Here is a 13,633-nt window from a genome sequence, read left to right as displayed (position 1 = left end):
TAAAAAAGAGCTTTCAACTAAAGATACTAAATAACGATTTGCTCCTCATGCAATTCGATATTATAATGCTCTAAAATTTGTTGTTTTATAAACTCAATAAGTTGTAGTATATCTTGTCCAGTTGCATTATCGTTATTAACTATAATTCCACCATGCTTAAGCGATATTTGTGCGCCGCCAATTTGCTTACCCTTAAGCCCTAGCTCCTCGACCATAACACCTACTGGCACATTTGCTTGAGGTCTTTTAAACACGCTTCCTGCAGTTGGCTTTTGAGGTAGATTCAATAATCTACGTGAATAAATATCATCAAGCTTTGCTTTAATATCCTGCTTAGATTTCGGCTCAAACTCGAACTCTGCCGATAGTATACAAATATTCTTAAGATACTTAAACATAGAATATCTATAACCATACTCTATATCTTCTTTGAAATATTTTTTTATTTGTTTAGCCTCAAGATCTAACACTGTAACACTTTTGATATAGGTATATATTTCATCCCCATAAGCTCCAGCATTCATGATCAATGCACCACCGACACTAGCTGGAACATCATAAAAAGTCTCTATACCACTTAAACCTGCATGATAAGTTGCTAAGGCAAGATCTTGCAACAAAGCACCTGCCTGCACATCAAGACAATTACCTCTAATAGTATACGAGTTAAAATTCTTACAAAAAACCACAAATGCAACATCATCATAATACTCTTTTGAGAAAATAATATTACTACCATTACCAAGGAAAAATACTTGATTATGCTTATTTATGATTTCTAACAACTGTTGTTCATTACTTGGAAAATAAACATGTTTAGCGTAAGATTTGATACGATATGTATTATATTGCTCTAAAGATATATACTCTGACATTTGCTACCTAAATATTATCATCTATAATTTCAATCTGCATAAAATGAGACATATTTTCTACAAGATTATTATACCCTCTAAAAATTTGATGAGCATTATTAATAATCGAAAACTCATTCAATAATGAACCTGCCATCAAACAAGCCATGCCTGCACGCAAATCTTTGACACTCATAACAGCAGGACGTATATTTCTCAAATCATTAACAGGATTGATCTTTATTAGATTATTATCTATCGAGATATTAAAACCCATCTTACGAATTTGATACACATAATTAATGCGCTCAGGATATACAGTATCCTGAATAGTACTTGAGCTATTTGCCATAAATAGCATAACTGCATATATTGGCTGTAGATCAGTAGGGAAATGTGGAAAAGGTGCAGCAATTATATCTTCACCTTGAATAGAGCTTTCTTTACCAAAAAACTTAATACTACGACTAGCCTGATCATACTCCCACTTAGCTCCTATACTAGTAAGCTTCTCAAGAGGTTTTTCGATACTATAAGTATCAGGAGTATTGATATTTGTGATTGTGACATTTGTTTTATACAGATATGCCATAGCTGCATAAGTCATTGCTTGGATGCGATCAAAGATTATCTCAAATTCACATCCAGATAGTCTCGATACACCTATAATTCTAATTTTTCTACTATCGGTATCAAAATAAATATTAGCTCCACATTGATTTAGGTAATCAATTAAAGTAACAACTTCCGGTTCTAATGCAACATTCTCAAGCACAACTTCTGAGCTACCTATAACAGCATACATGACTAAATTCATAGTTGCTCCAACAGAAGGAAAAGGCATCTTAAACTCAGCATCTTTTTCTTCTTTATAGATAACATCTATATAATCATCAGCTAATTTAACCTCAGCTCCTAAAGCCTCTAAACCATTAAGATGGATATCAAACGGTCGCTTCTCACTAAAGCTACATCCCCCAGGAAAACCAATCCTTACACGACCTTTTTTCTTCAGCATAGAGCCTAAAAGCATCAGTGAACATCTAGTCTTTGATGTCATCTCACCACAAAGCTCTAAAGGCTCATTTGAGATAAGGCTAGTATCAATAGTTACACACTCTCCTTTCTCAACAACCTTAGCACCAACATTTTCTAATATTTCTTTGGCTCCTTTATAGTCCAAAAGAGTCGTAGGTACATTAGAAAATTTAGTTTTAGTATCAGGAATCAAAGCCGCAAAGATCAAATGCAGAAGAGCATTTTTTGCACCACTAATATTAATCGATATTTCATCAGCAATTTTATTTAGTTTTTTTACTCTTACTGCCTTCATCTTTTGTTCTCTTATTTTTTCTATCTGCAAAAGGATTTTCTGACTGCTTAAATTCAAATACTATAGGAGTACCACGGAAATCTAAAGCTTCTCTAAAGAAATTTTCTAAATATCTCTTATATGAGTTAGGCAATCTATTAACTTGATTACCATGTATGACAATAACTGGAGGATTATGTCCACCAACATGGGCATACTTAAGTTTGATTCTAAATTTGCCAACCATAGGTGGTGAATGTGCCTCTACTGCAAGTTGCATCAAACGAGTAGCATCTGCTGTAGTTATTTTTTTATTCGCACAAGCATATGCAGTATCTATAGATTCAAACACATGGCCAACATTTGTACCGTGCAATGCTGAAATAAAGTGAACATCAACATAGTCCTCTAAGAAAAATAATTTTCTTTTCAAATCTTGTTTAACTTGATTACGATCTTCTTCAGTCATGCCATCCCATTTATTTATAGCTAGTACCAATGCCCTACCATTTTTGATAGCAAAATGTATCAAACTTAAATCTTGATCTGAAATTCCTTCCCTAGCATCTACTACTGCCACTACAACATTTGAGTCTTGTATCGCCTGCAGAGTTTTGATTACTGAGAATTTTTCTAGAGTTTGCTTTACTTTGCCTCTTCTACGAACACCTGCTGTATCAACGATTGTATATTTATGTCCATGACGCTCAAATGGAATACTAACACTGTCAATAGTAGTACCAGGCATATCAAAAACTACAACCCTATCTTCTCCAAGCATCCTATTTGTAAGAGTAGATTTACCCACATTAGGACGTCCAATAAGTGAGAAATGTATACCATGACGCTGTTGTTCTTTGTGTTCTTGAGTTTGAGTATAATCTCGATAAAACTCATTCAAAGGCTTCTTAAGAAACTTATCAAGTAATTTTTGAGTATTTCTTCTATGAGCAGCTGATACTGCAAAAACCTTATCAAACCCAAGCTCATAAAATTCTGCCATCGCTGACTCTTCTTCAACACCATCAACTTTGTTTACAACCACAACAACTCTTTTGTCCTTTTGACGCAAAAGATTCGCAACATACTCATCTCCAGATGTCAAACCTGACCTACCATCAACGACAAAGAAAACTAAATTTGCTTCATCTATAGCCATCTGTGACTGTTTTGCCATAAACTCATCAAAGCCAGCATCTTGATCTGATATACCACCTGTATCAACTACAAGATAACCCAAATCATCATACTTAGCTTGACCATATTGACGATCACGAGTTACTCCCTCAAAATCAAAGACCAATGCATCACGAGAGTTCGTCAAAACATTAAAAAGTGTAGATTTACCAACATTGGCTCTACCAACTATTGCAACTAAAAAAGACATAATTATTCTGTAATCTTAAATATTATAAATTTATAATCAATCTTACTCTATTTATCGATTTTTATAAAGCTAAAGCTTATATTAAACATATACTGATAAATCTATAGTAAATGTATTCATTTTTTGACCATTATATAAACTTTGCCAAGAATACTCTGGACCAACCAAGACATTATCATCAAACAAAGATCTTTGTGTAGATATCAAGATTTGATCTTTAATACCAGAAGCAGTCTTGAATGTTCCCACACCTGCAGATAGAGGCATAGGTATATTATCGGCATTGTATGAATGCCCATAACTGGCGTTAATATTTTGCCCCTTACCAAACAACTTCATAGTATAAGCTGCCTGTACCGTAAATGCCCCCGCATAAGCATTACTATAACCATTATACTGAGCACTTTGTGTTGTAGTCGTAGCCCAACCAGCACCAAGATTTAGACTACCAGGCAAAAAAGGTACACTCTGAAAACTTACCGCAGTATCAATATTAAACTCACCTACACGGTTATTTATAAAATTAAATCGACTATTAGCACCTCTGATATCATGCATATAGCCTAAGTTAAAACCAATCTGAGCTAGATTCTCTATTTTCACAGCATCGAAATATGCCAATGAAAAAGTAGCATGATTTTCGGAGTTTAAAAGCGTAATGTTTGAGTTAGAAGTATCTCCACGAAAGTTAATAGCAGCATTGGTTACCCTATTTGGTCTAAACATATTAGCAGTGATACTATTTGTCCATGGTCCACCACCACCGTATGAGCCAACAGAAGGCCTATACTTACCAACAGATACAAACATCGGTGTTGTATCAAGATTACCAAAAATAACAAAACCATCCTGAAGATCATAATTATTATTCTGATCAGCAGCAAAATCCATATTAACAGTTACAAAATGACCAAGATTTGCCAAAAAGTATAATGTCGCGCTAGTTAAATATATATTCTCGCCATTACCGTCAAAGGTTCCGCCAGATCTTGTAGTTATATTACTACCATTCCATGTCTGAGCATCTGCTTGAATAAATCCACCAAAGAAAATTGCATAATCATCAAAAAAAGCCCTTTGTTTAAGAATACTTGATGCAAAAAGGTTACTAGGCAACTGTCCGATTGGTACGGTGTTGTTACTTGAGAATGAACCAACATAAGTAACCTCACCTTGTGTAGTAATCTTAACTTGATCACCAACATCGACCTGATCACTATCGCTACTAGCAGGAGCTCCGATAACCATTTGCTCTTGCAGATATTGCTCTCTAATTTTTACATTTTTATCAAAATCACCAAATTCAATATTCGTATTTTTTTGTTGAGAACCCAACCCAACAGCAACTTCGCTACTTTCTTGTTTATTTAAGTTATTAATTTCCGCTTGCAATAATTTAATTTGATTAGCAAGTTGCTCAACTTCTTGCTGACTCAACTGCTGTTGCTGATCAAGATGCTGATTCTGACCATCAGCACAAGATATACTAAAAAACAAAAATATTAATACGACAGCATATATGTTTTTTTTAAACATTCATAAAAATATTTTATACGTATACTGACATATCGAGAGTGATTGTATTCAGATGCTCACCGCTGTATAGTCTTTGGTATGAGTATTCTGGACCAAATAAGACATTATCATCAAAGTATGCTCTCTGAGCCGAGAAAACAAGCTGTTGTTTAATACCCGTTGCAGTATTACCAAACGATGGTGAGGCATTTGAAGTACCCATTGGAATAGCGGCAGCATTATAAGTCTGACCATATGTTACACCAAAGTTAGTATTTCTACCTCCTAGCATAGCAGCATAGTTAAGCGCGCCATACCATGCCCCAGCCAACACATTTCCTGTACCAACACCATTAAACTCTTCTGAGTTTGTTGTACTTGCCCAGCCTGCAGCCATGTTGACAATACCGCCCCAAATACTATAAGCTAAGTTTCCATCAACGTTTAAAGCACCTACAGTATCCCCAGCACGATTAAGTGCTTTCAATGAATCTTGAATGTTACCGTTCTGCGCGCCCGCAATATTGTATACATAACCAACGTTAAAACCAGCTCCCAAATTAGGTGTCCAACTATCTGCATAAAATAATCCCGTCGAGAAGTTAGCATGCTTATCATCTGAACCAAATACAGCAACTGCAGCGTTCCATACGCTATCTTTATAGTTAAGAGAAACGTTGGTAGGTGATCCCGGTGCCAAGAAACCAGTGATACCACCAGTCCAAGTACCACCCCCACCATAAGAGCCAACTGTCAGCTTATTTCTACCTGCTGTAACAAAGAATGGCGATGTATCAAGGTTACCAAATATAACAAAAGCATTACCAAGACCAAAGTTTCCTGACTCATCTGTATCAAAATCAAACTGAGCTGTCACATAATGACCTAAATTTGATAAGAAATATAGCTTAGCATTTGTCAGATATATGTTCTGCCCATTACTAGAAAGTCGATTATTACTAGGATCCCACTTAGAAATACCACTACCAAACCATGCTTGAGCATCTGCCTCGATAAAGCCACCAAAGAATACTGAATAATCATCAAACTTTTCTCTTTGACCTAATAGTGTAGATGCAAAAAGGTTAGAAGATATCTGTCCAATAGGAATACTGTTGTTACCAGAATATGAACCTAGATAAGTTACCTGACCCTGTGTTGTAATTGCAGGACCACCACCAACGTCAATACCACCACTTGAGCTGAAGATACCACCAACAGGTTGGTCACCCAAATTAACAATGGAATCACTCGCACTTACATTCTGCATGATATCAGATGGATTACTATCTGATACTAGAGCTCTACTTAAATCCCTACCATCACCGTTGCCACCAAGAGAGCCGGCATTACTATTGCCATCTACTTTTGAACTGTAAGTCGTAAATGATGACTTGCCATTAGAAGTATTCTTTAAACCACCACCATCTTGTGACTTCAATTGCTGTAACTGACCTTGAAGCTGTTGAACTTGTCTTTGTAAGCTTAGCAGCAACTCTCTTTCGTTAATATTACCGCTAGACTGCTGCGAAGAACTTGCTGTGCTAGAAGCTGAATTTGCACTACCTTGAGATGCTTGTTGACCAAGACTTTGATCTCCAATACTTGTTGCTCCTAATGGACCACCTTGTGAGACTACTTGAGGAGAGTCTTCAGAATAAGCATAACCATAGCAAGCTAACAAGCTACCGACTAACAAACAAGTTTTTTTCAATCTACTTATTACCACAATCAATCTTCCTCTAAAAAAATTTAACCAGCGACATAGAAAAATCTTTTTGAGCATAGCACAATCTTATAGCTCGTTTCAAGATTTTTTATGCATTAAATATAGATAGTGTTTATGAATTTTAGATAGGCATGTATGGCGCGTATGTTGGCGTCCATGAAGATAAATTGATCAATCTCTCCACCTCACTATCAAACTCGCTTTCTGTAAGGTCTTCTAGGTCAACATCCACACCGTGAACATTTTCTAAAATAGCTTGCTTAGCTACTGCTTTTGTTATCTCCTTCGTCACCTCTACCAAGTCAGATATCTTAGCAAGTAAAGGTTGAGTTATATCTTCATTAATTACCATTGGTGATAACTCACTCAATCTATAACAAGCTGCTCTAATCATACCTTTAGTTAGCACTCTAGCGTGCACTGCAACTGATCCTAAACCTAAACCAGGGAATATAAACGCATTATTACCCTGAGATATACGATACTGACAACCATTATAAGTAACATCCGGGAATGGACTACCTGCAGCTATCAGAGCTCTACCTTCAGTCCATTTGATGATATCTTCAGGTAATGCTTCACATAGTGATGTAGGATTAGACAAAGGCATAATAATTGGATAATTATTATTTTTAGCCATAGTCTTAATAATCTCTTCAGTAAATGATCCAGGTTGACCAGATGTTCCGATCAAAATATCACATTTAGTATTTTTTACGACTTCCTCTAAGGTTATATAACTTGGGTCTTCAATTTTCCAGCTATCAATCTCTTCACTAAACTTGATAAAAGGCTTTTGCTCTGGAGTAATTCTCTTGGCTCTTAACTTATCACAAATTAAACCATATCTATCAACCAAATAAATACTCTTCATTGCCTCCTCTATAGAGACTCCCGCTCTATCTGATATCACATCAGCGAGCTGTCTTGCGATACCACAACCTGCACTTCCAGCACCAAACACAACTATTTTGATATCGCATATACTGCTTAAAGCTTCTTCGACTGTTAACTCGCCTGCTGCAATTCTTTTGCCATTTGCCGTTTTAACAGCAGCTATACAATTTGCAGCAGCAACAATACCTGTACCTTCTATATCATCATTAAACGTACACAGCTTATCTTTATACTTTTCCAGAATACGAGTAGCATTATCACGTCCTAGATCTTCCCAATGCAAGAAGACGTTAGGGAATCTTGCCTTAACTTGAGTTACAAACTCATCAATAAACTCGTCATAAGTCTCGCCTGATACTCTAGGTAATCTAATGCCTAGATAACCTTGAGCATTCAACAATGAATCATTATTTGTCCCCATATCAAGCTGAACTGGTAACACTCTAGCTGGATCTATACCACTAGCAGCAACATATACCATGATCTTACCAATGCTAATATTCATACCACCGATACCTTGATCGCCTATACCTAAAACTGCCTCACCATCTGTAACAAGCACTAAGTCAATACTGTTGTACTCATATCTTTCTAAAATCTTAGCAATGTGTTTTTTGTGACTTATAGACAAGAAAAGTCCACTCTGCTTTCTAAAAGAACTACTATATTTTTGTACCGCTTCACCAACAGTAGGGGTATATATAATCGGCATTATTTCTTCAAGATTTTCTCGGACAAAGTGATAAAAAAGTGTTGTATTTAGATCATGCAGTCTATTCAAAAAAACATACTTCTCTAGTGCGTTTGGCTTAAGCTTCAACTGCCTCTTTACTCTAGCTGCCTGTTCATTAAGACTCTCAACCTTCTCAGGAAGATAACCAATAAGATCAAAAGCAATTCTCTCCTCTTGACTGAAGGCAACATCTTTGTTTAAGACACGGTTATTTAATAATTGCCTACCCGTAAGATTCGTTTCGATCGCAAAAACCTTACCAATTTTATTTCTTAATTTTCTAATTCTTTTTTCACCTGCCATGACTAAACCACTCAATAAAATTTGTGTTACACAATAACCCGAACATCTAACAGATAAGTATCTATCAGTAGTTGCTTTTTTTCAACAAAAAATGAATACTATACGCTATTATACTCCCAATTAAAATAGCTTTAAACCTTCTTTTTTATAATGAAAATTATTACAAACTTAAATAAAACTGATAATTCTTTAGCTAAAGCTGTAGCTATAGGCTCATTTGATGGTGTCCACTTAGGACATCAAGCAATCATACAAAAACTTATACATATTGCTAAAGAAAATAATCTAGTACCTTATATCATGTTTTTTGAACCTCTGCCTAAAGAGTTCTTTCTCAAAGAAATAGCTCCCACAAGAATATATGACTTTAGAAATAAAGTTATCAACCTCAACAAACTAGGAATTGAACATATAATCTGTCACAAATTTAATCAAAGGTTTGCAAATATTGAAGCAAAAGAATTTATTGAAGAGTTTCTTGTTAGGAAACTAAACACAAAACACATCATAGTCGGCGATGATTTTAAATTTGGCAAAAATCGTGCTGGCAACTATAGTTTACTAGAGCAATACTCTTTGACTCATGATTTCACAGTTGACAGAATTTCTACTCTAAATCTTGATAATCATCGCATAAGCAGTAGTCAGATTCGTCAAGCCATTGCTGAGCATGATATCCAACAAGCCAATAAACTAATAGGTAGCTCTCTAAAAATTAATTCAAGAGTGCTACATGGTCAAAAAAACGGCAGAAAAATTGGCTTTCACACTGTAAATCAGAAACTGCTTAAGAACTCGGCTTTGAAAGGCGTATATTTATCAAAAGTCTATATAGATGATCAAGTATTTTTTGGCATTAGTAATGCTGGAACTAGACCCACAATAGATGGTAAAAATAATCTTTTAGAAACACATATTTTCAATTTCAATAAGTTTATATATGGTAAGCACATAACAACCGAAATCATTGACTTCATCCGACCTGAAAAAAAATTCAACTCGTTTGATGAATTAAAAGAGCAAATATCCAAAGATATAGAAACTGCAAAAAAATTAATAACTACATTATAAAGAGTATTAACATAACAACCTTTGTACTTTATAATCACTGTTTAAGTAATTTTATTTTCAATATATAACCTTTAAATACCTAAGGAATCCAAATGAGTGACTATAAAGACACCTTAAATCTTCCAAAAACTTCTTTCTCAATGAAAGGTAACTTAGCAAATAAAGAGCCCATGATCCTCAATAAGTGGGAAAAACAAGGTATTTACAAAAAGATTAGAGAGCATTTTGCTGGTCGTGAAAAGTTTGTGCTACATGATGGACCTCCTTACGCTAACGGTAGCATCCATGTCGGACATGCTGTAAACAAAATCTTAAAAGATATAATCGTCAAATCCAAAACACTAAGTGGCTATGATGCTCCTTATATTCCAACTTGGGACTGTCATGGCTTACCAATAGAATTACAAGTCGAAAAGAAACACGGTAAAGCTGGTCAGAAAATATCTGAAGACGCTTTTAGAAAAGAATGTCGCAAATATGCAAAGCAGCAAGTAGAAATACAAAAGAAAGACTTTAAGAGACTTGGCGTATTGGGTCAATGGGATCAACCTTATTTAACTATGGACTTTAGCTATGAAGCTAATATGATTAGAACATTAGCTAAAATAATTGAGAACAAGCATCTAACAAAAGGATTTAAACCTGTTCACTGGTGTACTGACTGCGGATCAGCACTTGCTGAAGCTGAAGTCGAATACAAAGATAAAATCTCACCGGCAATTGATGTAAAGTTCAAAATCAAAGATAAAGAGAAGCTTGCTAAAGCTTTTGGCTTAGAATCTCTAAACCATGATGCTTTTGCAATAATTTGGACAACGACTCCATGGACATTACCAGCTAACCAAGCAATAGCTGTTAATAATCAGCTTAAATATAGCTTAGTTAAAATTGAGGACTTCTATATTATTTTAGCTGAAAATTTAGTAGAGCAAACACTCAAAAGATATGCTATTGAAAATGCTCAAGTTATAGCTAACACTAGTGGAGATAAATTAATAGGTATTATTGCAGAGCATCCATTCTATAGCCGCCACGTGCCTATTTTACATGGTGATCATGTAACTGATGACTCAGGTACAGGGATGGTTCATACAGCACCTACTCACGGTGTTGAAGATTTCACTCTTGGAAAAGAGCATGATTTATCAATGGAGATTTTTGTAAAAGGTAATGGCTGCTATAGCGAAAATACTAAACTATTCGCTGGCGAATTTGTATTTAAAGCGAACGATAGAGTTATTGAACTTCTTGGCGAGAAAAAGCGTCTAATGAACTTTGATAAACTAAAACATAGTTATCCTCATTGCTGGCGCCACAAGACTCCATTGATATTCAGAGCTACTCCTCAATGGTTCATTAGCATGGAAAAAGAAGGCTTGCGTGAAAAGGCTATAGAAGCAATTAAAGAAACTAGTTGGGCTCCTAGTTGGGGACAAGCTCGTATAGAGGGTATGATTAAAGATAGACCAGATTGGTGTATATCTCGTCAAAGAACATGGGGCGTACCATTACCATTATTCATTCATAAAGAAACTGAAGAACTACATCCTAATACTATTGAGATACTTCACAAAGTAGCTCAAAAGATAGAAAAAGGTGGTATTGAGGCATGGTTTAATGCAGATGATAATGAATTCATAGCTGAGACAGATAAATATAAACGTGTGAAAGATACATTGGATGTGTGGTTTGACTCTGGTTCATCAAGTATGTGTATTTTAGATATAGACAAAAGTTTAAGCTACCCAGCTGATTTGTATTTAGAAGGGTCTGATCAACATCGAGGCTGGTTCCAAACATCTCTATTAGTCGCTATGTCTGCTAAAGGTAGCCAACCGTATAAAGAAGTCTTCACCCATGGTTTTGTAGTTGATGAACATGGACGCAAAATGTCCAAATCTCTAGGCAATGTAACTTCACCTCAAGATATTTATAATACTTTAGGTGCAGATATACTTCGTCTATGGACAGCTTCTACTGATTACAAGAGTGAAATGGCTGTTTCTGATCAGATTCTAAAAAGAACTGCTGACACTTATCGTAGATTACGCAATACTGCTAGATTCTTATTATCAAACCTAGAAGGCTTTAATCCAGAAACAGATATTATTGAGTTTGACAAACTAGTCAAGTTAGATCAATGGGCAATAGCTAAAACAAAAGAATTCCAAGACAAAATAATTGAAGCTTACGATAAATATCAAACTCATACTGTAGCTCAATTAATCCACCATTTTTGTTCTATTGAAATGGGCAGCTTCTACCTAGATATTATCAAAGATAGGCAATACACTGCAAAAGCAGATGGTCATCCACGTAAATCAGCTCAGACTGCCATATATCATATAGTTCATGCACTTGTAAGATGGATGGCACCTATACTTTCATATACAGCTGATGAAATATGGGAGGCTACCCCAAAAACAACTGATTTACCTATTCAGCTTTGTGAGTGGTATACCGATCTTAAATCATTTAATAGTGAAGATGAGTTAAATCTAGAATTCTGGGCAAAAATTCAAGAAATACGCTCAGAAGTTAATAGAATACTTGAGATTAAAAGAAATGAAGAAGTAATTAAGGCATCATTGGAAGCAGAAATTATCATATATGCAGATAACGATAACTATAAACTTCTAGAGAAGCTTGGCAATGAGCTTAGATTCTTACTGATATCATCAAAAGCAAGTTTAAGAGCTATTGAAGAAAAAACAAATAACTCTATTGAGTCAAATATCACTGGTCTAAATATTGAAGTTAATAAGATTGAAGAACCAAAATGTGAAAGATGTTGGCATCGTAGCGCTACTGTGGGTCAAAATGAAGAATATCAAGATATCTGCAGTCGTTGCGTTGAAAATATTACTACAGAAGCTGGAGAATCACGTGAATTCGCTTAAACCTAAGCTTAAATATTTCATCTTAGCATTTATTATTATAGCTGTAGATTTATACACGAAATATTTAGCTAATACTTGGCTTGAATTTGCCCAACCTGTAAAAGTGACTAGCTTCTTTAATTTTACTTTACTATACAATCATGGAGCTGCATTTAGCTTACTGAGCAATGATCAAACATCATGGCAAATGATTATGTTTGCCACTATTTCATTAATCGCTGCAATTGTGCTTATATATCTAATAGTCAGACAACCTACTAGTGCAAGACTTAACCTAATCTCATTCTCACTTATATTAGGAGGAGCTCTAGGTAACTTCTATGATAGAGCTTTTCAAGGTTATGTCATAGACTTTTTAGATTTTCATATTGGTAATTATCACTGGCCATCTTTTAATATAGCTGATTCAGCAATAACCTGTGGTGTAATACTTCTGATACTTGCTTCGTTATTTACCAAAAAATCATAATGTTTTCTTATAGTCAGTATAGAACTGCCTAGCTTTAAATTCATTGCCACCATAAGATATACTATATACAGTTTGACCCATTTTTGAATCTTGCTCCATTATAACTCCCATATACTTCATATCAGGAAGAGGCTTATTAAGTTCCGCGATAATAGTAGCTGTTTGAGGTAGTTTCTCGTTTGCCATAATTGTATAGCCATTATCTTTGAGATACTCCACTAACTTCTTATATCTTTCATCAAAATCTTTACCATCTAAACGAATAACTTGATCTGGATAGTTTGCAACTAAAAATCTAGCCCCATCAATGTCATTTGTATGCTTACTATAACTAACCTCTTTAGCTTGACTATACCTTGTTAGCTTATCATAATGATCAATATTATCTTGAATATCTTCCTTTATAGTGCAAGATGCTGCTGACAAGCCTATCAAACAGACGATGAATATTTTTCTATACATT

10 protein-coding genes are annotated in these 13,633 nt (G+C 35.1%); 3 read left to right on the top strand and 7 right to left on the bottom strand.

Annotation, left to right across the window (positions count from 1 at the left end; genetic code table 11):
• Window positions 1-26: 26 nt before the first annotated feature.
• From murB to IMS64_RS01915, 6 genes are all read right to left on the bottom strand, one after another.
• A complete protein-coding gene (murB, locus tag IMS64_RS01940; protein WP_200151518.1) occupies window positions 27-875 on the bottom strand; it encodes a UDP-N-acetylmuramate dehydrogenase in 849 nt (282 codons plus the stop codon).
• A 7-nt stretch (window positions 876-882) separates the two neighbouring features.
• Window positions 883-2,187 (bottom strand): UDP-N-acetylglucosamine 1-carboxyvinyltransferase, encoded by a 1,305-nt coding sequence (locus IMS64_RS01935; RefSeq protein ID WP_211490737.1) that lies wholly within the window; start codon window positions 2,185-2,187, stop codon window positions 883-885.
• The gene (gene der / locus IMS64_RS01930) at window positions 2,156-3,553 is read right to left on the bottom strand and encodes a ribosome biogenesis GTPase Der (protein ID WP_042524500.1); all 1,398 of its coding nucleotides are present in this window, start codon (window positions 3,551-3,553) and stop codon (window positions 2,156-2,158) included. Before der ends, IMS64_RS01935 begins: the two co-directional genes overlap by 32 nt.
• Before the next feature lie 81 nt (window positions 3,554-3,634).
• On the bottom strand, window positions 3,635-5,089 hold the full coding sequence (locus IMS64_RS01925) for a DUF3573 domain-containing protein (protein ID WP_211490736.1): 1,455 nt from the start codon (window positions 5,087-5,089) through the stop codon (window positions 3,635-3,637).
• 13 nt (window positions 5,090-5,102) lie between these two features.
• Window positions 5,103-6,854 carry a DUF3573 domain-containing protein gene (locus IMS64_RS01920; protein WP_211490735.1) on the bottom strand — a complete coding sequence of 584 codons (1,752 nt, stop codon included), beginning with the start codon at window positions 6,852-6,854 and terminating at the stop codon, window positions 5,103-5,105.
• Window positions 6,855-6,918: 64 nt separating this feature from the next.
• A complete protein-coding gene (locus IMS64_RS01915; protein WP_042524497.1) occupies window positions 6,919-8,730 on the bottom strand; it encodes an NAD-dependent malic enzyme in 1,812 nt (603 codons plus the stop codon).
• A 150-nt stretch (window positions 8,731-8,880) separates the two neighbouring features.
• Here IMS64_RS01915 and ribF point away from each other — a divergent pair, with 150 nt between their 5' ends.
• The 3 genes from ribF to lspA all read left to right on the top strand — a co-directional run bounded on the left by ribF (window position 8,881) and on the right by lspA (window position 13,170).
• A complete protein-coding gene (gene ribF / locus IMS64_RS01910) occupies window positions 8,881-9,801 on the top strand; it encodes a bifunctional riboflavin kinase/FAD synthetase (protein ID WP_211490734.1) in 921 nt (306 codons plus the stop codon).
• 92 nt (window positions 9,802-9,893) lie between these two features.
• Window positions 9,894-12,701 (top strand): isoleucine--tRNA ligase, encoded by a 2,808-nt coding sequence (ileS, locus tag IMS64_RS01905; protein ID WP_211490733.1) that lies wholly within the window; start codon window positions 9,894-9,896, stop codon window positions 12,699-12,701.
• A complete protein-coding gene (lspA, locus tag IMS64_RS01900; RefSeq protein ID WP_042516831.1) occupies window positions 12,688-13,170 on the top strand; it encodes a signal peptidase II in 483 nt (160 codons plus the stop codon). The genes ileS and lspA overlap by 14 nt, the downstream gene beginning before the upstream one ends.
• On the opposite strand, the gene IMS64_RS01895 is transcribed toward lspA, so the two are convergent.
• Window positions 13,165-13,632 (bottom strand): hypothetical protein, encoded by a 468-nt coding sequence (locus IMS64_RS01895; protein ID WP_042516832.1) that lies wholly within the window; start codon window positions 13,630-13,632, stop codon window positions 13,165-13,167. The genes lspA and IMS64_RS01895 overlap by 6 nt on opposite strands.
• Window position 13,633: the final 1 nt, after the last annotated feature.

This window comes from Francisella philomiragia (assembly GCF_018135955.1).
Lineage (GTDB): Bacteria > Pseudomonadota > Gammaproteobacteria > Francisellales > Francisellaceae > Francisella > Francisella philomiragia.
The sequence above is the reverse complement of the archived record's forward strand: the minus strand, read 5'-3'. Positions and strand labels throughout refer to the sequence as shown.